General features: G+C 52.3%; 18 protein-coding genes. 11 read left to right on the plus strand and 7 right to left on the minus strand.

Going from position 1 to position 20,453, the window contains the following annotated elements:
• Position 1 precedes the first annotated feature (1 nt).
• From ntrB to KDM87_RS10180, 3 genes are all read right to left on the minus strand, one after another.
• Complete coding sequence (gene ntrB, locus KDM87_RS10170) at positions 2-955, minus strand: nitrate ABC transporter permease (protein ID WP_212678965.1); 954 nt, start codon at positions 953-955, stop codon at positions 2-4.
• A gap of 22 nt (positions 956-977) precedes the next feature.
• The gene (locus tag KDM87_RS10175; protein WP_212678966.1) at positions 978-2,261 is read right to left on the minus strand and encodes a CmpA/NrtA family ABC transporter substrate-binding protein; all 1,284 of its coding nucleotides are present in this window, start codon (positions 2,259-2,261) and stop codon (positions 978-980) included.
• A 435-nt stretch (positions 2,262-2,696) separates the two neighbouring features.
• The gene (locus KDM87_RS10180; RefSeq protein WP_212678967.1) at positions 2,697-3,371 is read right to left on the minus strand and encodes an ANTAR domain-containing response regulator; all 675 of its coding nucleotides are present in this window, start codon (positions 3,369-3,371) and stop codon (positions 2,697-2,699) included.
• A gap of 249 nt (positions 3,372-3,620) precedes the next feature.
• Here KDM87_RS10180 and KDM87_RS10185 point away from each other — a divergent pair, with 249 nt between their 5' ends.
• From KDM87_RS10185 to KDM87_RS10200, 4 genes are all read left to right on the plus strand, one after another.
• A complete protein-coding gene (locus KDM87_RS10185; RefSeq protein ID WP_212678968.1) occupies positions 3,621-4,193 on the plus strand; it encodes a transcriptional regulator in 573 nt (190 codons plus the stop codon).
• 155 nt (positions 4,194-4,348) lie between these two features.
• Positions 4,349-5,305 (plus strand): sensor histidine kinase, encoded by a 957-nt coding sequence (locus KDM87_RS10190; RefSeq protein ID WP_212678969.1) that lies wholly within the window; start codon positions 4,349-4,351, stop codon positions 5,303-5,305.
• A 61-nt stretch (positions 5,306-5,366) separates the two neighbouring features.
• A complete protein-coding gene (locus KDM87_RS10195) occupies positions 5,367-6,140 on the plus strand; it encodes a LytR/AlgR family response regulator transcription factor (protein ID WP_212678970.1) in 774 nt (257 codons plus the stop codon).
• A 206-nt stretch (positions 6,141-6,346) separates the two neighbouring features.
• Positions 6,347-7,018, plus strand: coding sequence for a purine nucleoside phosphorylase YfiH/LACC1 family protein (locus KDM87_RS10200; protein ID WP_212678971.1), 672 nt, complete (start codon positions 6,347-6,349; stop codon positions 7,016-7,018).
• A gap of 134 nt (positions 7,019-7,152) precedes the next feature.
• Here the strand turns inward: KDM87_RS10200 and KDM87_RS10205 are convergent, their stop codons facing one another.
• Positions 7,153-8,259 (minus strand): Acg family FMN-binding oxidoreductase, encoded by a 1,107-nt coding sequence (locus tag KDM87_RS10205; RefSeq protein ID WP_212678972.1) that lies wholly within the window; start codon positions 8,257-8,259, stop codon positions 7,153-7,155.
• Between the two features lie 286 nt (positions 8,260-8,545).
• Between KDM87_RS10205 and KDM87_RS10210 the strand changes: the two genes are divergently transcribed.
• From KDM87_RS10210 to KDM87_RS10225, 4 genes are all read left to right on the plus strand, one after another.
• The gene (locus KDM87_RS10210) at positions 8,546-9,349 is read left to right on the plus strand and encodes a YdcF family protein (protein WP_212678973.1); all 804 of its coding nucleotides are present in this window, start codon (positions 8,546-8,548) and stop codon (positions 9,347-9,349) included.
• Between the two features lie 163 nt (positions 9,350-9,512).
• The gene (locus KDM87_RS10215) at positions 9,513-10,046 is read left to right on the plus strand and encodes a cytochrome b (protein ID WP_212678974.1); all 534 of its coding nucleotides are present in this window, start codon (positions 9,513-9,515) and stop codon (positions 10,044-10,046) included.
• A 295-nt stretch (positions 10,047-10,341) separates the two neighbouring features.
• Positions 10,342-10,653, plus strand: a complete 312-nt coding sequence (locus KDM87_RS10220) for a hypothetical protein (protein WP_212678975.1) — start codon at positions 10,342-10,344, stop codon at positions 10,651-10,653.
• Positions 10,654-10,668: 15 nt separating this feature from the next.
• Complete coding sequence (locus tag KDM87_RS10225; protein WP_212678976.1) at positions 10,669-11,997, plus strand: ferredoxin reductase family protein; 1,329 nt, start codon at positions 10,669-10,671, stop codon at positions 11,995-11,997.
• A gap of 77 nt (positions 11,998-12,074) precedes the next feature.
• Here KDM87_RS10225 and KDM87_RS10230 read toward each other — a convergent pair whose 3' ends face one another.
• The gene (locus KDM87_RS10230; RefSeq protein WP_212678977.1) at positions 12,075-14,048 is read right to left on the minus strand and encodes a peptidase U32 family protein; all 1,974 of its coding nucleotides are present in this window, start codon (positions 14,046-14,048) and stop codon (positions 12,075-12,077) included.
• A 197-nt stretch (positions 14,049-14,245) separates the two neighbouring features.
• Between KDM87_RS10230 and dacB the strand changes: the two genes are divergently transcribed.
• Complete coding sequence (dacB, locus tag KDM87_RS10235; protein WP_212678978.1) at positions 14,246-15,691, plus strand: D-alanyl-D-alanine carboxypeptidase/D-alanyl-D-alanine endopeptidase; 1,446 nt, start codon at positions 14,246-14,248, stop codon at positions 15,689-15,691.
• Positions 15,692-15,785: 94 nt separating this feature from the next.
• Here dacB and KDM87_RS10240 read toward each other — a convergent pair whose 3' ends face one another.
• Complete coding sequence (locus tag KDM87_RS10240) at positions 15,786-16,604, minus strand: acyl-CoA thioesterase (protein WP_212678979.1); 819 nt, start codon at positions 16,602-16,604, stop codon at positions 15,786-15,788.
• Between the two features lie 67 nt (positions 16,605-16,671).
• A complete protein-coding gene (locus KDM87_RS10245; protein ID WP_230407693.1) occupies positions 16,672-17,511 on the minus strand; it encodes a phytanoyl-CoA dioxygenase family protein in 840 nt (279 codons plus the stop codon).
• A 299-nt stretch (positions 17,512-17,810) separates the two neighbouring features.
• On the opposite strand from KDM87_RS10245, the gene KDM87_RS10250 reads away from it, so the two are divergent.
• Together KDM87_RS10250 and KDM87_RS10255 are read left to right on the plus strand one after the other, a co-directional pair.
• Positions 17,811-18,200 carry a hypothetical protein gene (locus tag KDM87_RS10250; protein ID WP_212678980.1) on the plus strand — a complete coding sequence of 130 codons (390 nt, stop codon included), beginning with the start codon at positions 17,811-17,813 and terminating at the stop codon, positions 18,198-18,200.
• 282 nt (positions 18,201-18,482) lie between these two features.
• On the plus strand, positions 18,483-20,090 hold the full coding sequence (locus KDM87_RS10255) for a glycoside hydrolase family 10-like protein (protein ID WP_212678981.1): 1,608 nt from the start codon (positions 18,483-18,485) through the stop codon (positions 20,088-20,090).
• Positions 20,091-20,453: the final 363 nt, after the last annotated feature.

A 20,453-nucleotide genomic window follows, 5' to 3' on the forward strand; every position in this document is an offset into this window, starting at 1 on the left:
TTCATGCTCCCGTATCTTCATAGGTGAATGCGCGTGCAGCAGCAACCAGTATCTGTTCGAGTATCAGACCAACCAGGCCGATGACGATGATGGCGATAATGATGTGCGGTACATTCAGGTTATTCCATTCATCCCAGACCCAGAAGCCAATACCGACGCCGCCAGTCAGCATTTCTGCCGCCACGATCACTAACCAGGCAGTACCGATCGCGAGGCGCACGCCGGTCAGCATATAAGGCAACACACTGGGCAATAAAATGCGGGTGACGATTTTCCATTCCGACAAATTCAGTACCCGCGCCACATTCATATAATCCTGCGGCACCCGTTGCACACCGATCGCGGTGTTGATCACCATAGGCCAGATCGAGCAAATAAAAATCGACCAGATCGCTGCCGGATGCGCCGACTTGAAAACCAGCAGACCGATAGGCAACCATGCCAGTGGCGACACAGGTTTCAGCAGGCTGATGACAGGGTTGAACATGCCGGATAAAAATGAAAAACGTCCAATCAGAAAACCCAGCGGGATACCGACAACCGCAGCCAGCCCGAAACCGACCGCAACGCGTTTCAGCGAGGCATAAATATTCCAGCCTATGCCCTGATCATTCGGCCCGTTCTGATAAAACGGATCAGAAAAAACTTTGATCGCTTCCTGCAAAGTCACCCATGGCGAGGGGAAAGAAGAGTCTTTCACCGCGATAATCGACCAGATCAGCACCATCAGCGCGATACCAAACAAGGGCGGCAATACTTTCAGCAACAAAGGCCGGAATGAACGCTGCACCTGTTTTACCGGTGCTGCTGTGTTTGCGACTGCGCCTGCAGTTACCGCTGCTACCGTTGATGTGGCAGTTACCGCGGTTACTGCGCTTGCTGAAGTGCCGTTGCTGATCTCTGCAGTAGTCAGTTTTTCTGTGGCGCCGATTGCATCATGTACTAGGGTCGTCATACTTTCCTCCCGAAACCGCGTGTCAGGCTTTGATTTTGAACGAGGCGGCATACGCTGCAGGGTTCTTACCATCCCACACCGTGCCATCCATCAGTTTGCTGCTGCGCATCGCGTCTTTAGGCACATTCACCTTCGCCATCGCTGCTGCATCTTTGTAGATATCAATCCGGTTCACTGCTTTTGCCACCGCCAGATAATCCGGATCTGTCTTCAGCAAGCCCCAGCGTTTATGCTGGGTCATGAACCACATCGCATCCGACAGATACGGGAAATTCACCGCACCATCGTTAAAGAATTTCATGTAATTCGGGTCGTCCCAGGTTTTACCCAGACCATTCTGATAGCGGCCTAAAATGCGCTGATTAATCACATCGACCGAGGTATTTACATACGATTTGTCGGCGATCGTTTCTGCCATCTTTGTTTTATTCGACAACGATGCATCGATCCATCGGCTCGCTTCCAGTATCGCCGCCGTCATCGCGCGCGCAGTGTTCGGATATTTTTTGGTGAACTCATCGGTGGTACCGAGCACTTTTTCCGGATGGTCTTTCCAGATATCCTGCGTCGTCGCTGCCGTAATGCCGATGCCATCGGCAATCGCGCGGTGGTTCCACGGTTCACCGACACAATAGCCGTCCATATTGCCAACCCGCATATTCGCGACCATCTGCGGTGGCGGTACGGTAATGACTTTTGCGTCTTTCAACGGGTGAATGCCATTGGCTGCCATCCAGTAATACAGCCACATCGCGTGCGTGCCTGTCGGGAAAGTCTGGGCAAACGTGTATTCACGTTTTTCACGTGCCATCAGTTTGGCCAGACCGGCACCGTCGACTGCACCTTGTTCGGCAAGTTTCTTTGACAAGGTGATCGCCTGACCATTGTTATTCAGCGTCATCAGCACAGCCATATCTTTTTTCGCGCCGCCGATGCCCATCTGCACGCCATACAGCAAACCGTACAAAACATGCGCCGCATCCAGCTCGCCATTGACCAGCTTATCGCGCACACTTGCCCAGGATGATTCTTTGGTCGGAACGATCTTGATGCCATATTTTTTATCAAAGCCCAGCACCGATGCCATCACCACGGAAGCGCAATCCGTGAGTGGAATAAAGCCGATGCGGACTTCTGTTTTTTCTGGTTTATCTGAGCCCGCAGCCCAGACACCGCCGGTTGATAAGCCCATCATGCTGGCTCCCGCAAACACGCCAGCGCTTTGCAACAAGCTGCGACGCGGCAAATTGATCTTTGCTTCATCATGGTGGATTTCCTGATTCTGAGGTTGTTGCGGCTTAGTCATGTTCACTCCAGCGAATAAAAAATAATCCCAACAGAGCTGACGCAAAACCGCCCCAGCGGCGTTATGGCTCCTCGCCGTACTATTCGTACTGTCTTCGTCGCCATGCCTTGCCAGGACAACTTTGCGTCAGCCCTACCAAAAAACAAAAAAGGTGCCTGCCATCCGCTTTGAAAAAACAGATGGAAAGACACCTTTGTCTGAACGACACCGCCGCCGTTAGCGGTGAACGCTATATTTCCTTTTATTCCCGGCAGTTTTGTTCGCCGGTTGATTGGTACTGCATTTTACTGACGCCATCGTTGGCGCTTGAATTTGTATGAGCAATTGCTGTGCCAGCGATTACTCAGAGTGGCGTCCCGCGAAATAACGAGGTGGCAAGCCCATGCCAACGCACTTTAGTTGTGCGACGCACCAAAGCAGAACACCCGCAAAGCGTCAGCCCAATAAATCCGAGGCATCCAGCAAACGCTGGGCAAGATCAACCAGTTTCATGTTTTTTTCCATCGCCTGCTTACGCAAACGCTGGTAAGCGTCGTTCTCGGATAAATGATGGCGCTCCATCAGATATCCCTTGGCACGCTCTATGGTTTTACGCTCCGCCAGTCGCGCCTTGGTATCGGATAATTCTGTACGCAGCTTCTGATCTGCATGAAACCGCGCCATCGCCACATCCAGCACCGGCTTTACCCGATCCGTCTGCAAACCCGCCACCACATACGCCGACACGCCCGCTTCCATCGCCGCCGCCAGTTGCGAAGGATTGCCGTCTTCGGTGAACAAGACAATAGGGCGCGGCGCATCACGCGTTGCAAAGACCATGTGTTCCAGTACATCGCGGGCGTCGGATTCGGCATCGATGATGATCATGTCCGGCTGCAACTGCGCAATGCGCTCTATCATGTAAATATCACCCGGGATCGAGGCAATAATGTTGTAGCCCGCCTGCAGCAAGCCTATCCGTAGCGCCCGCGACCGCGCCTGCTGCGCCTCCAGCGCCGCACGTGCATCCGCATCCGGCTGCTGCGCGTCATCCTGCAAATTCACAGTATTGACGACCACAATCTTCAGGCTGCTATGTTCTGGCAAAGGATCAGACTTGGAAACTGGCATGGTCAGCGGAATGCTTTAAAAAAACTAAACAGAAAGCGGACATGCAAGAAGTGAACCAGAAGCGGACCGCGGAGAGACGACAGCAATAAAAAATCAGGGAAAGGAAAATATATAGGATTGTCCGTAGTCCGTTTATCTTCCAGTGACAGCGTTTATCGTTAAAATCATGCGCCTGTCGCAAGACAGCCACGACTTTACTTGTCTCTGGCAAAGTCGCTCCATGACATGTCGTCATGAAAAGGAGAAAAAATGAAACCCGGATATATTATTTTGTCAGTACTCGCCGCCACATCGTTATATGCACTGGCTGCTGAATCATTGGAAAAACTTCCGCCACCTTGGGACCTGGCTGGTGCATCGCCGAAATCCTACCAGATAGGAATCGACCGCAACCAGACCACCTCTGGCAAAGGCAGTAAATTTATCCGCTACGTTAGTGGCGATGAGAGCAGTTGGGGAACGCTGATGCAAATGATTGCAGCTGATCAGTATCGCGGCAAGCGGGTGCGCTTTCAGGCAAGAATAAAAACAAAAGATGTCGATAATTGGGCTGGCTTGTGGATGAGGGTCGATACAACTTCAAGAGAAGACTCTCCTTTTTATAATAGCCAGGACAAACCCATTAAAGGTACAAGCGATTGGCAATTGCGCAGCGTGGTGCTGGACGTGCCTGCCGATGCCAAAGCCATTGCGTTTGGGGTCATTGATGAAGGAAAAGGTCAGGTCTGGTTAGATGATTTGCAGCTGGAAATAGTAGGGTCAGATATCCCAGTGGATAAAATGAAACCAGTCAAATCTTTACCGACCAAGCCTGCGCTGTGAAGTTAAACTCCTTCTCTTTTCTGACCACAGCTGGCAAGCGCCTGCTGTGGCACAGCCCGTCGGACAAACGCGACCAGCATATTACTGACGATGCAGGATCGGCAGTAATAGCGCTAATGGGTTTTTCATTATCACAGCTAATTCTGAGTCTCCTGATGTTGGCGGCTGTCATTTTTCTGGAGATACAATGGCAGGCACAAGCCTGGCTGGGATTATTCGGCTTACTGGCATTCCCCTTGTGTTTAACAGCGTGGATATTGCTGCTCGTTATGCGGTTGTTGAAAAAAGGACGTAACTGGCTGCTGGTATGGTTCGGGCTGTTATCGCTGTCCTGCTTGACATCATGGGCTGCGCTGCACGGCTACGACTGGTGGGTAAATACAAACGAGTTAGATGGACTGAATTCCGTTCAGGCCTTCGTCAGCTCCCAGATATTCACCTGCCTGTTACTCGGCCTGCCTTTGTGGAGAAACCAGACGCAATCGCGTGAAGTGCAGATCGCCAATTTAAAACAATTAGCTTTAGCCGCTGAACTAAAAGCTTTGCAGGCGCAGGTGGAGCCACATTTTCTTTACAACACGCTGGCAAATAGTCGCTATCTGGCTCGCCATGATCCCAATAAGGCGGTGCAAATGCTGGATCATCTGATTGCCTATCTGCAAAGCGCGCTTCCCGATTTACGCCAACCGATGTCCACCGTCGGCAGAGAATTTGAACTGGCAGAAAACTATCTGGCACTGATGGCAATACGCTTTGGCGACCGTCTGCGTTTTCAACTGAATTACGTGCCGGCACTGCGTGACATCGCCTTACCCCCGATGATGCTGATGTCACTGGTGGAAAATGCCGTACAGCATGGTGTCGAACGCCAGCCGGGACAGGTCGACATCCTGTTGCAGGCAGAGGAAAAAAATGGCTGCCTGCATGTGATCGTAAGTGATAACGGAGCAGGTCTCGAACAAAACGTGATCGGCCATGGTGTAGGCTTACGCAATTTGCGCGAACGCCTGCAAGCGTTGTACGCTGGTGACGCACGTTTTGAATTACGGATGACACCTGAAAAGCGCACCGTGGCGGAACTGATCGTGCCACTCATCTCATCAACGACATGAACACCATCATCACGGTTGGTTTGCTCATATCCATTTTTATACCCGCAAGCAACATTACATCATGAACCGTTCTGACAACTCTGAAAAAGCACCACGTGTACTGATCGCGGATGACGAACCGCTACTTAGAGCGGAATTGCGTGAATCGCTGGCGTTATTGTGGCCGGAAGCGAAGATCATCGCAGAAGCTGCCGACGGATTTGAAGCCCTGCGCATGGCAAGAGAAATGGCACCGGATGTTGCCTTTCTGGATATCCGTATGCCAGGCCTGAACGGATTAGACGTTGCAAAAACGTTTGCGCAACGCACACACGTGGTCTTCGTCACTGCATTTCAAGAACATGCGATTGCTGCCTTTGAAGAAGGAGCTCTCGATTACGTCGTCAAACCCAGCACTCCGGCGCGACTGGCGCGTACCATTGCCAGAGTGCGTGAACGTATGAGGACACCACCACCGGACATCAGTCGCGTAATGCAAAAGATTCAGGAAAATCAGCAGCACAAGACGGCACCACCGGCATGGTTACAAGCAGCGGTCGGTAATACTATCCACTTTATTGACCTCAGCGACGTGATCTATTTTTGTGCCGAATTGAAATATACGCGTGTGGTGACAGATACCATCGAGGCACACATACGCACCCCTTTGAAAGAATTGGCGAGCATGTTGGAAGAAGCTGGATTCTGGCAAATTCATCGCGGCTACCTCGTTGCAGTAAAACGTATTGCCAGCGTTAACCGCGATGTGAATGACGCAGTTTGGCTCAGTCTTCGTGAGCACAGCGCCCGTCTTCCGGTCAGTCAGCGTTATCAATTTCGTTTCAGGGGGATGTGATACGCAATCAGGCTTTTTTACGCATGCATAGCCGCAAAGAGTGTCGATCACCTGCATCAGCTGTACCTGGATTAAAATAGTGCCGCCCAGAAAACTCACAAACGTACAATACGTGGACTTGCCACGACAAATCCGTTATTGCTGAGGTATGAGCTGGTATCGAACTGAATTCGCTGAATTGCGCCGTATTTTTTATTCCCCTTGACATGTCCCTGACCTCTCCGCTGCTCGCTGCTATTCCCGGTATTCAATATGGTTTTGGTACGGCGCGGCATCTGGTACCGCGCGCGCTCAGCCCGTATTGGCATCGCGTGCCGGAGAAAACTCAGGTGCACGGAACGGAGATCGTCGAGATCACCACAGCGCAACAAATGTGCGGCGGCGCCGACGGTTTTTATACCCGCCAGCCGGGTATACCGGTGACGGTCATTACCGCCGATTGCGTGCCGGTGCTGTTTGCGCGGCGCGACGGCAAAGCGATTGCGGCAGTTCATGCGGGTTGGCGTGGTCTGCGTTATGGCGTGATTGGCGCATTGTGGCAACGGCTGCGCGCCGAAGGGGAAGATCCGGCAGACTGGGTCGCGGCCATCGGTTCGCATATCAACGCCTGCTGCTTTGAAGTCAGCGCAGAGCTCGCTCAGGAATTTGTCGATGCGTTTGCGGATCATCCGGCCGAACTCATCACACCGTCATACCGGCATCTGGATCTGAATGCGATTGCCGTCATCGAATTACAAAAAGCTGGTGTACAGCAGATCGACAAAGGCCATTCCTGCACGCTGTGCAGCAGCCACACCGATGGCAAATTCCTGTATCGCAGCTACCGTCGCGGCGACCGCAATTCGCATCAGCATTCTGGTCTGGTGATACTCCCGTAATCCCCATTTTCAGGGGAGTATCTTCGTTTTTCGCCTTATTGTCAGCGTAAAATAAAGGGCTGTAAATATACTCCCCGGGGTATATTCAGCTAATGAAAAGGATGCTGACTGCAGATGTGTAGCCCGGCGTATTTTCAGACCAGCACTGACTGCACTGGCCGCCGCATCGACGATGCCATTCTGGGACCGTGACCGAAACGTACCACCAGATCAGGTCTGCGCGGCGCAATACCTAGAAAATTGGCAAACTGGGGGCGCAATGCAGACACCTCGACCAGCTGATTTAAAAATGCATTACGTATATCCAGCGCCGCAGATTGCAGCGCAAAGCGTTCATAGCAGCGCCCCACCTCCAGCCAATCGGCAGGGCTGCTGCCATCGGCAACGAATACCGCAATCCCCGCTGAACTGCGCACCTGTTTCGCGTATTTATCGTTCTCGCTTTTCGGCGTGAAAAACAAATCAAATAAAACGCTGCCCAGCGACGAAGGCAACGATGGATTGCCGGACAAGGCCGAGTAAAGCCCATCGCCCATTTGCATCGCATCGTCCGCATTAAAACGCATCCACTTCTTCAGCTCTGCAATGAAAGCACGATCCTGCATCTGCGCGGTATTGCCCTGAACAACGTATTCCAGCACATTCTCCATCGCTGTCCGTTGCGTCAGTAAGATCAGGCGCACACCGTTGCCACTACCAGCGCGCTGCAATAAATCGAGTTCGTATGTCGTCAAAGGTTTGCCATCGTAATCAGCACGGGTACTCTGACGCACAGGAATAGCCTGAAACAGTGGCGATGCCAGCGCACGCGTTGGTTCCAGCGATAAGCGCAGTGCGTTCCCCGCCGCTGCATCAACACTGCTGTGCGCCATCAGCCCATGCGCCAACGCAGCCTGCGCCAGATTTTCTGCGGCACAACCAAGCGAGACAAAAAGATGATGATCATCAGGATCAACCGCTGGACATCGGCGCGAAAAATCCGGCAGTATCGAAATCGCGTTGTCGCCGATATGAAATTTCCAGCATTGCGTATTGTGGCTCGACGGCGCCAGCGTCGCATAGCGCACCAGCTCATGCAAAAGCGCCGCCTTTTCCTTCGGAATCACCGCACTGTGTCGCCAGAGATCGCGACTCGCAACATCGTAACGCCCCTCAGCTCCCGACGAACACGATGTTAACGTCGTCACCCCACCAACCGCAGCCAGCGCCGAAAGTGTAAATGTCCGCCGGGAAATCATCATGAATTCCTTATTATGAAAACAAATATTGACGTTACAGAAAAATATCGTCGATGACGGCAACAGAAATAAATTCAAATCAAACCACATACAAATACTAATCAAAAAAATGGAAGCTTTATTGATTCAGATTTATAAATCTAAGATCGTTTTTTATTTTTCGTTCACCCGAAGTATGCTTCACTGACCAGTCGAGGTCACCAAATTAACACCAATATGTTCCGAATGAATTTACCAACACAGTATGCTAAGGTTTTGCACCTCTGCTGTTGTCTTTTTTAAATACGCCATGCCTGCCAGTGTTCTTCGTCAGTTGTTTTCCATCGTCACTGTATTGATCGCCGCGCTGCTCGTCGTCGATGCGGTTTTTCTGATGTCCACCGGGCTGGTGAATTTTGGCGTGGTGCTGCCGCTGTGCATCGGTTGTGGTCTGATGGTCTTACGCTGGAAATCGCAGCAATTCGGGCGCTGGCGTTCGCAAAAATTATGGCGACAGAAAGTCTGGATGCTGGCGCGGTTGCTGGCTGGCGCGTGGTTGCTGAGTCTGGTTCTGTTTTTCATTTTCTTACAACGCAGCAATGATGCCGCCGGGCTGACCGATAAAAAGACGGCGGCGGTCAAAGCTATCATGGTGTTGGGCTCGGGTTCATTGAAATGCAGTGCATCACCAACGCTAGCGGCGCGGCTGGATCTAGGACTGGAATGGGCGCGGCGTTTGCCTGCGGCGAAGGTGCTGGTCACAGGTGGAAAAAACTGGACGCTGCCGTGTAGCGAAGCGCAGATCATGGGCGATTATCTGCGCGCGCACGGGCTGGCGGCCGAGCGTATCATTCAGGAAGAACGCAGCACCACAACGTATGAAAATCTGTTATTCAGCCAGCCTTTGCTGGAAAAAAATGCGGTGATGCCGCAAGATGGAATACTCATCGTCAGCAGTGATTTTCACGTGCTGCGGGCGCGCATGATTGCACACCGGTTGGGTTGGTCATCTGTGCAGACGGCCGGTGCAGCGACGCCGCTGTATATACGATATAACGATTGGCTACGCGAATACTTCTCATTCATTAAGGGCTTTTTACTCCGCATGTATTGATGCAGATCATAGCTTTGTGCTGGTCATACCGCTGACGGGTCGGTTAGTATGAATCACCGCTGCATGACGCCGGGTTGACTGGATGCCATGCGCTATGCTTTCATTCCATTTCTTTTCCCCAACCCGCTGTGTTTTGCGCAGTGTTTCACCAGGTACAAAGAATATGCAAACTTCACGTTATCACCCTTTCTCGGCAGCCTTACATTGGCTGATGTTCATTCTGATCGCCGTCGTGCTCGCAGCAATTCAGGTCAGGGAAGATATTCCGAAAGGCGAGCCTTTGCGCGACACCTTGAAGTCGGTGCATATGCTGGCAGGGCAACTGGTGTTTTTATTTGTACTGGTTCGCCTAGCACTGCGGTTCACCTTCAAAGCACCAGCCGCTTTACCGGGCCCACGTTGGCAAACCGGTAGTGCACATCTGGTGCATCTGGTGCTGTATCTGATGATGCTGGGTTTGCCTTTGAGCGGCGTGCTGTTTTATCAGGCGGGCGGACGCGATGTCAGTTTCTTCGGCATGCTGTTGCCACAACTGATCGCACCGAATCCGGAACTGAAAAGCAGCATCAAGGAACTCCATGAAACGGTCGGTGAAGCGATTTATTTTGTCGTGGGCTTCCACGTTCTGGCAGCGTTGTGGCATCACTTCATCGTCAAAGATGGCACGATGCTGCGCATGCTGCCGTGGAAAAAGTGAAGCAGAATACAAACAGCGAAACATGCCCGGCATAGAGTAAAAACAGGGGAGTATCTTCGATTTCCACCTTATTCTTAGCGTAGAATAAGGGGTTTAAAATATACTCCCCGGTAGTATATTGAAGCACAATTGGCCGCAATAAGCGCTGCTGCCAGCACCAACAATGCCGCAGACGATGTCGTTGGCGAGATGCCGCAACACTTAGCGCCATGCATCAATGTCCTACAAATCCGGCGACCTTCAGCCCGCTTTAGCGGCGTCGCCACTGGTATTAAAAAAATTCAAGGCACTCTGCATGACTACACCTCAAACAAAAAAAATCACCGCACCACATGCGTGGGTCTGGCTGATTTTTTTCGGCCTGCTCGGCGCTTACGATTTAGTTACTGCCTGGAAAACGCAGTTACTCCCGCAGGCGCTCACCGGTACCGCCTTCATCCTGTTTGCCATTTGCACTTACAAACATCGGGGTATTTTCCAGTTTTCAACCCGCGCCGGCGATGCATCGCAAGAGAAGCCCGGCTTCGTCTGGAAAACCATGTATTACGGCGCAATGCTGCTGATGATCATTGGCTTTTCGATGAAACAGGGCTGGCTGAAAGTCTGATGCTGAAAGTCAACAATGAAAAATATTCAAAGGATATATCTGCTGCTCATCGCACTGCTGAGCGTCTTGTGGCTGCTCGCCGATACGGTGTTAAGCGAGCCTTATAATTTCTTCGCCTTACGTACTTCTGTCATGAATTACACCGGCATTATCGGTATCGGTGTGATGAGTATAGGCATGCTGCTGGCGATACGACCGGCGATTGCAGAAAATCTGCTGGGCGGTCTGGATAAATCGTATCGCCTGCACAAATGGCTGGGCATCACGGCGCTGGTGATTTCCGTGATTCACTGGCTATGGGCGAAGGGGCCGAAATGGATGGTCGGCTGGGGCTGGCTGACGCGGCCTGCACGCAAACCGGCGGCCGAGCAGACCGTGCCCTTGTTTCAGTTTTTTCAAAGCCAGCGTCACTTTGCCGAAGAGATAGGTGAGTGGGCGTTTTACGCGATGGTGCTGTTGATAGCTCTGGCGCTGATCAAACGTTTTCCGTATCGCTATTTCTTTAAAACCCATCGCTTGCTGGCGATTGCATATCTGGTGCTGGTCTTCCATTCGACGGTGCTGATGAAGTACACCTACTGGGATCACCTGATCGCGCCGCTGATGGCAGTCTTGATGGCGGGCGGCACCATCGCTGCTTTGATGTCGCTGTTCCGTAAAGTTGGCGCACAGCGGCAGGCAGTCGGTGCGATCGAAGAGATTCAGTATCACACCGATAATCGTGTGCTGAAAGTGGTGATTCATCTGAAAGACCGCTGGAGCGGTCATGCCGCCGGCCAGTTTGCGTTCCTGACGTTTAACACGAGTGAAGGCCCGCATCCGTTCACCATTTCTTCGGCATGGAATGACGATGGCAGGCTGACGTTTCTGATCAAAGGCATAGGCGATTACACCGCAAGCTTACCGGCAACATTGAAAACCGGTGATCTGGTCAAAGTCGAAGGCCCGTACGGACGTTTCGCCTTTGACGATAATAAATCGCGCCAGATCTGGATTGCCGGTGGCATAGGCATCACCCCGTTCATCGCCCGTATGCAGTCACTGGCAGAGCAGGCCGACGCGCGTGAGATCGATTTGTTTTACAGCACGGCGGCACCGGATGAAGGCTTCATTGCCAAGGTACAAGCCAGTGCCGACAAGGCTGGCGTGCGTTTGCATGTCTTACGTTCGGATGCCGATGGCAGGCTTAGTGCAGATCGGGTTTGCGCTGCCGTACCGGCATGGTCATCCGCCAGCATCTGGTTCTGCGGACCGAAAAATTTCGGCAAAGCGCTGCGTCAGGATATGCTGGCAAAAGGCTTGTCTGGCAATGACTTCCATCAGGAATTATTTGATATGCGCTGATCCCGCGACGATATAAAAAAAGGCTGAACATGTTCAGCCTTTTTTTAGCGTTCAACGCCCGTCATTTGCGAAACAGATCAGTTTGCCGCTGGTCGGGTCTTGTGAAACACCATAGGGCTGTAAGGCACCGACGATGGCGGCGGCGATTGCAGTATGTGTTTTTTCATCACGCCGATGATGTGCATTTCGCAGGGTTTGCAATCAAATTTGAGCGTGTATTTTTCATCACCGGTGACCAGCGTCATCGGCTCGGCCTTCACCTGCCCTTGCACGCCCTTCACACCTTTCGCCTGTTTCGGGCACAGGTTAAATGAAAAACGCAGGCAATGTTTGGTGATCATCAGAGATACCTCGCCCGCTTCTTCATGCGCTTCATACGCGGCGGCGATCAGTTGTACGCCATGCTTTTTATAAAATGCGGTCGCCTTGCTGTTATACACATTCGCCAGATAACTGAGCGTGGTTTCAGGATAAGTGACTGGCGGCTCCACTGCCGGTGTGCGCGGCTGGCGTGGCCAGGCCACGACCCGCGCCGCCTCATGCGCTGCCACCGCATCGCGGCGCAATGCATTGATGACAGAAGAAGGAACAAACCACGGCTGACGCAAACGCAGATCCACATTCGCCGCTTCAAACATGGTGTTACCCAGCTTGGCGAGACTGTCGCGCAGCGATGCTTCGGCTTTATCAGCCTGCTGCGCTGGCTCCAGCGCCAGCACTGTGTGTACTGATGAAGTGACGCCATCGGCATCATGCATAGTCAGCGTCAGTCCGTCGCTATCGTCGTTGAGCGTCAGCCAGACCGGCACGCGGCGCTCTGCCGATTTTTTGGTCAACGCCTGTTCCCAGCGCTGATCGCGATTACGGTTAATCAGCATGCCGACTTTCAGGCCGGTCAGCTCGCTGACTTTTTCATTCGGAGAAATGCGCCAGACATCGCCATTCTCATTTTTGCCCATGTGCTCGACGGTATTGGCTTGTATGCCCATCACTTCGCGTTTGTGCATGTAGTTCAGACCATCACCGTTCGCCATAGGCTCATTCGCTTCGATCTCAAACCAGGTCGTGCCTATGCGCGTGACATAACCGAGATGCAGACCGACGTATTTCGGCGAATCAAACGCACCGATATTATCTAAGCGCCCGTTGGCAAAATAATCGGTGTGACCACGGTGGAAATTTTTATCGACATCCGGTGTAAACGCAATCTGACTATGGCCGCTGGAGGCACGCGTGAATTCTGGTCGGCGCTCTAAAATTTCATCGAGCAACATACGATAATGCGCCGTGATATTTTTGACGTAGCCCATGTCTTTGTAGCGGCCTTCGATTTTTAACGATTGCACGCCGGCATCAAGCAGCGCTTCCAGATTGCGGCTCTGGTCATTGTCTTTCATCGACAATAAATGTTTTTCGTACGCGACCACCCTGCCCTCGCCATCAGTCAGGGTGTAAGGCAAACGGCAGGCTTGCGAACAATCGCCACGATTCGCGCTGCGGCCATTATCCGCATGCGAGATATAACACTGGCCGGAAAATGCCACGCACAAAGCGCCGTGGACAAAATATTCCAGCGGGGTTTTCACTTCAGCTTTAATCGCCTTGATCTGTTCTATCGTCAGTTCGCGCGCCAGCACCAATTGCGAGAAACCGACATCGCCGAGGAATTTCGCTTTCTCGACGCCACGGATATCGCACTGCGTACTCGCGTGTAGCTGTATCGGCGGAATATCGAGTTCGAGTATGCCCATGTCCTGCACGATCAGCGCATCGACACCGGCTTCGTATAACTGGTGAATCTGTTTGCGTGCCGGTTCGAGTTCGGATTCATGCAATATCGTATTCATGGTCACAAAAATACGCGCATGGTAGCGATGGGCGAATTGCACCAGCCCGGCGATATCGCTGAGTTCATTACTCGCATTGTGACGCGCACCAAACGACGGGCCGCCGATATACACCGCATCCGCGCCATGCAGGATAGCCTCGCACCCGATATCGACATTCTTAGCGGGGGATAACAGTTCAGTTTGATTAACGAGCAAGCTCATGGCGGTGACCGGTGACGAAGGAAGGGCGAAATTATAACGAAATCAAGGGCTTATGTCCTGAAACAGCGTTTTTTCGCAGCTAGCGATAAGGAATAGGCATACGACAGAGCGAATCTGTCATGGCTTACAGAGCGTCCGCAGACTGTTGCTGCCTGCTGCATTCCTCTACAATGCAGCATCGAAGAAAGAGGATCACCATGCTGAAACTGACGTCGTGCTTGCTGGGCATATTATCTTCAACGCTGTATTCAGGCAGCCTGCTGGCACAAACTGTGCTGCCGCTGAAAGTAGAAGACGCTTTCCGTCATTCTCCGGTTCCGTCTGCAGCGATGAGTGCGGTGGTGATACCGCTGAATCCGGCAACAGCGACGCCAGTATTACAGCAAAATGCCGATGCCAGCTTTAGTCCGGCATCGACCATGAAGCTGCTGACAACCCTGATTGCACTCGAAGAGCTGGGCCCGACCTTTCGCTGGAAGACACAATTTCTTGCTGATAAGCCGCTCAAAAAAGAAACCCTGAACGGCAATCTGTATTTGCGCGGTGGCGGCGACCCGAATCTGACCTGGGAAAAATTCAGTGTCATGCTGCGCGCTTTGCGCACGCAAGGCATACGCAAAATCAATGGCGATCTGATTCTGGACCGCAGTTATTTTCAGCCGGAGCGCCTCGACATAGACGCACCGCCATTTGATGAACATCCCGACGCGTATTACAACGTGATTCCTGATGCCTTACTGATCCACAGCAATCTGACTTCGTTCAGTATCGAATCGACCGCCGAAAAAATCGATACCCGTTTGCTGACACCGCTCGACAAGATCAAATTTTCAAATCATCTGCACTTCAATGAAAAATCCTGCGCCGAATGGGAAAGCGAATGGAAAGCACCCGTCATCGAATTTCAGCGTAAAGACCAGATCGAGATCATGCTCAGCGGCGGCTTTCCACGGCGCTGCAAAATCACGACGTACCTGAATATCATCGAACGCAATCAGTACATCGCGCACATGTTCCGTGCGCTGTGGCAGGAAATGGGCGGTAGCTGGCAAGGTCAGGTGCGCGATGGGCTGGTGCCGTCAAATACGACACTCTTGCATGAACGTGCATCGGAAACGCTGGCTGACACGCTGCGTATCGTCAACAAGCAATCCGATAATGCGATGGCGAAGATTTTATTTCTGACGCTGGGCGCAGAATCGCCTGACAAAACCAACGGCAATACCTTGCAGGCAGCCGATGCGCGTATCAGAAACTGGCTGGCGAAACGCGGGATCAGTGATGCCGGGCTGGTGCTGGAAAATGGCTCAGGCTTATCACGCACAGAGCGCATCAGCGCAAATCAGATGGCGGCAATTTTAGCGGTCGGTGCGCGTAGTTTATGGAACCCGGAATTCAGTTCCAGCATGCCAGTCGCCGCGCTCGATGGCACCATGCGCAAACGCCTGAAAGGCAGCGCCGCCGAATTCCGCGCCCGCATCAAAACCGGCACCCTGAAAAACACCACGGCGATTGCCGGTTATGTGCGCGACATTCACGATCAGGCATGGATCGTTGTCGCAATGATTAACCATGATGAAGCCAGCAAAGCCAAACCTGCACTCGATGAATTACTGAACTGGGTTGCCGCAGGGCGACCATAAGACGCGCATGGAACAGGTTCTCTGTATGAGCCGCCGCAACAAAAAAGGCAGCACAGCTTGAATCGCGGTGCTGCCTTTTTTAACGTGCGCAGAATTACTGTTTGTAATACACGACCTGTGTGGTGGTTGCCAGTAATGCGCCGTCCGGCGTCCACAATTCAGCGATCTGATCGAAATAATTATTATAAAAACGATTCGCGCGCGCATATCCCAGCACACACTGCGTCCCATGTGCGGTCAGCGTTGCGGCATCCGCATGAAAATACACGGTCAGTGAAACGGTTCCGGCTGGCACCGCCTGTTTGCGTTTGATGTAAATACGCGGAAAAAACGCATCGGCAATCGCCGTCAGCGAACAGAAATCCATCACGCGTGGCGGCTCGTCGCGTATCCATTGCTGCGTCACGGTGTCGCTGCTCGTTTCCTGCGATGCCGGGGTCAGCCCAAGATGGCCGCGCAGCGTGCGGATATGGTAACGATTCACCCATGCCAGCCCGGTTGGCGGAATTTCCATGCCTTCACCGACATCGCTAACGTCGGGAAACTGCGCTTCGGTTGCCGACCAGGTTTCACGGCGCGTTGCAAACAAGGCAGTGGCTGTCGCTGCGATCTGGCCGTGCTGCACTAACTCTATGCTCCAGTGCTGGGTTGAACGGTTGGTGCGGATCAGCTTGGGAATCAGGTCAAATGCGCCGTCGGCAACGGGCGCAGCAAAATTCACGGTCAGCGCCAGCGGCTCGCCCTGACATTCAGGATGATCCATCACGGCGCGCAGCAAAGTTGCCGCCGTGATGCCGCCAAACGGGCCGACCATATTCGCGTATTTTGCCGAAGTCTGGCCACGGTAGTGATCGCCCTGCGGCGTCAGTTGTATTGCTTCGTCAAACGGGTGCATCGTGTTTGCTGTCGTCATAGTCTCTCGTTTTAATTATTGTTGAACGTTGTTGAATGTGATTAATTATTGTCGCTGCGGATACTGATCAGAAGCCGCGCACCGGAAAGCTGGCATCACGTTGTATCCAGTTTTGCGGCGAATAGCGCGTTGCGCCATCGGTGACATGCAGGGTGTAGGCATGACGCGATACCGGCGAGCGGTTCGGCGCGCTGTAATGCGGCAGCAGCCCGTGAAAACAGACCAGACTGCCCGCTTTGACTTCAAGCGGCACGGCAGTGCTATCGTCCGGCCACGGTGTGGCATCGAGTTTTTCTACGCGCACCAGATCACCTTCGCGCACAAAGCGTTCGCGCATAGCCGTGCGGTGTCCACCCGGTTCTGCCCACAGACAACCGTTGTCCAGCGTCGCATCTTCGAGCGCAAACCAGAAAGTCGTAACGCTGACCGGGTCGGTTTCAAAATAAGTCGCATCCTGATGCCAGCGCACTTCGCCGCCGATGCCAGGCTGCTTGAAGATATACATCGACTGCCAGATTTGCGGCTGCTGCAAACCGAGTTGGCGCGCCACTTCAGCCAGCGCAGGGCCACGTGAAAAAGCGCTGAACACGGGATCAAGATCATGCATCGCATGACCGATTTTATTAATCGACAGCGATTTATCCTGACGCAGATTGCCTTGCGCATCAAACGCTTCTTCTTCGAAAAAACAGCTGATGTTATTCGCTGAATTTAAGAAATAGTGATCGATATGTTGTTCCTGCTCTTTGGTCGTGAAGATGGAACGGGATTGCGCAGGGTCGAACGCATCGACGATCTGCGCCGCACGTTCACGCAGGCCAGCGATCTCAGCTGCGGTTTTAAAATCCGGCACGATGACGTAACCGTCTTGCGTAAATCGGGTGATTTGTTCCGTCGTTAACATCATGATTTCCTGTTTGAATTTCTTGTTTGAATTTCTTGTTTGAGTTTTTGTATGCATCCATTGCTCATTCGCCTATCTTAATAGAATTTCTATTCCGCTGACGGCAACACTTCTATATCGTCATGCATATCTGTTGTTGCAAGGCTGACAAACATAGCGCAGACATGATCATTTCACCACAGAAACATTAGGCGCTGACTGAAAAATGTTAGCATCGTCATCAATCAATAAAAAAAGACGATTAAAGAACGCATAAACCTATTTCGATCAGAACAAACTGCCCGCTCAACAACGAGACTCACATGATTGCTTTCATCAAGCGCCGTATCAATATTGTCGTCGATGCTGTCTGCGATAAGTATTTTCTGACCTGGTTTATTCCGTTGATGGTTATTGCCCTGTTCGTGGCAGGTCTGCTGTTTGAATTAGTCAGCTATGACAGAATTTTTAAGCTGGCGCATTTATATTCGACACATTGTCGCGAACTCAACGACAAAGAGGCGTTTGCCATGCTGATGACGATCTTTATCGCTGCCGTCAGCTGCCTGACAACCGTCGGCGAGTTAATGATCTTCGCCGATAAACGCCGCCGCGGTCTGCCGATAGAACATACCAGCTTGATTATCAGCGCATCGGCTGCCGTGATTTCGCTGGTGCTGATACTGGTGCTGTCGCAACAATGGTGCCGCTGAAATAAGCGCCTACCTTTGCCATACAGGAATCAGGCGTGCGCTGAACCACATCTCGGTATTATCTGGCGACGTCTATGTGGCATCTCAGTAGCGTATCAATGGCATCTCAGCGGCATCTATATACTCCCCCGGGTATGCAAAAACCCCCTTTATTTTATTAAGACATTTCACTGGTTTTTCAAAAAACAGGGGGGAGTATGCATATACAGCGGATAAACGCTGGTTTGTGCAGGGCGAATGCAGTAGCATCACAGCTCTTTTCGTTTTTGCCGTTATCGACGCATGATCTCGCTTCCAGCCTCATTCTCTTTTTTCAAAAGCAATCATCAGGACATCGTGCGCGCTTTGCTGGCAGGCGTGCTCATCGCTGTACTGAGCGCCTGTAGCTCGCCGCCTGTCAGCGTTAAAACCCCGCCAGCACCATCAGCCATCATCGCTAACGCGCCGCCACCTTCGCTGCCGCTGAGCCGCGAAACACCGCCGACACCGCGCGAATTCCGCGCCACCTGGGTGTCCACCGTCGCCAATATCGACTGGCCTAGCCGCCGCGACCTCAGCAGCGATAAACAAAAAGCCGAGATCATTACCATTCTCGACAACGCGGTGCAGATGAAGCTCAACGCCATCGTGCTGCAGGTGCGCCCGGCGGCCGATGCGATTTACCCATCATCCATAGAACCCTGGTCAGAATTTCTGACCGGCGAACAAGGCCGCCCGCCGTCGCCGTATTACGATCCGCTGCAATTCTGGATAGAACAGGCGCATGAACGCGGCCTGGAATTGCACGCCTGGTTCAATCCTTACCGCGCCCGTACCGCGCAAGCGAAAACCGTCGCCGCAAAAAACCACATCAGCAAAACTGCGCCTGACGCAGTGAAACAGTATGGTGACCAGTTATGGATGGATCCGGCAGAACCCATCGCCATGCAGCAAACGCTGAGTGTGATCAGCGATGTCGTGCGGCGCTACGATGTCGATGGCGTTCATATTGATGATTATTTTTATCCGTATCCGATCAAAGCCGCGAATGGCAGCGAGGTCGAATTCCCGGATGACAAAGCCTGGATCAGGTATTTGCAAAGTGGCGGCAATCTGATGCGCGCTGACTGGCGGCGCGCCAACGTCAATCATCTGGTGGAGGCGATTTACACCACCGTGCATCAGGAAAAAAGCTGGGTGAAATTTGGCATCAGCCCTTTCGGCATCGGCCGCCCTGATCGTTTACCAGCGGGCATCGCTGGTTTCAGCCAGTACGACAAACTGTATGCCGACGTGGAACTCTGGATGGCAAAAGGCTGGTTTGATTATCTGGCCCCGCAGTTGTATTGGCCTATCAATCAGACGCCGCAGGCGTTCAAGGTATTGCATGACTACTGGATAGCGCAGAACGTGCAGCGGCGGCAGATCTGGCCGGGCTTATATACCAGCCGCATTGATCACAGTGATAAATCCTGGCCTGCCGAAGAAATTCTGAATCAGGTGGATGCGGTGCGTGAGCGCGGTGGTAACGGTCATATTCATTTCAGCGTCATCAGTCTGAATCAGAACCGCAAAGACATACGCAAGCGCCTGATGGCTGAGAAATACACCTCACAGGCGCTGATTCCGGCAATGCCGTGGCTCAACAGCAGCAATATCACTGCACCGCAGTTGCAATTATCCGATGACAGAAAAACGCTGCAAGTCGCGCTCGCCGATGTCGCCAATACGAAACTGCTGGCGATCTGGAAACGCACCGATCAGCAATGGCTGTTCTCGGTTCAACCTGCGACAAAACTGAGCATCGATACCAGCGCCGATCCCCAGGCTGGTGCAATCCGGCAAATTACCGTGATGGCGATCAGTCGTTCAGGACAGGAAAGCCAGCAAGCAAGTGTGCAATTCCCCTGATACAGCAACAAAAAAGCCATGCTGAATGTGGTTTTTTTGAAGCTCTGCCTGCTGCTTTTTTACGCACATAAAAAATTTATTTTCAGCATCAAGTCGCCTCATCCAGCCTGCGCCATGCAGGCTCGGAAGGCGGCATTTTGATCTATATCTTTTAGTTATTGCCCGCGTAGAATTTTTCATTTGTCACCGGCAAAGTGAAAACCCTAGTCTGAATCTCAACGCGTATATCGTTATAACGATTTTGCCTGACACCATGAAGCCAAATTGGTGCAAAAAGAAAAGAGCCTTGTTTCCGGATGTTGCAGCTAAAGGTATTTGTCATTCTGAACCCGTGACGATAGCCCCACATCCTGAGCGCACATT

It is taken from the genome of Cognatundibacterium rivi, assembly GCF_018139565.1.
GTDB classification, from domain to species: Bacteria; Pseudomonadota; Gammaproteobacteria; order Burkholderiales; family Burkholderiaceae_D; genus Undibacterium; species Undibacterium rivi.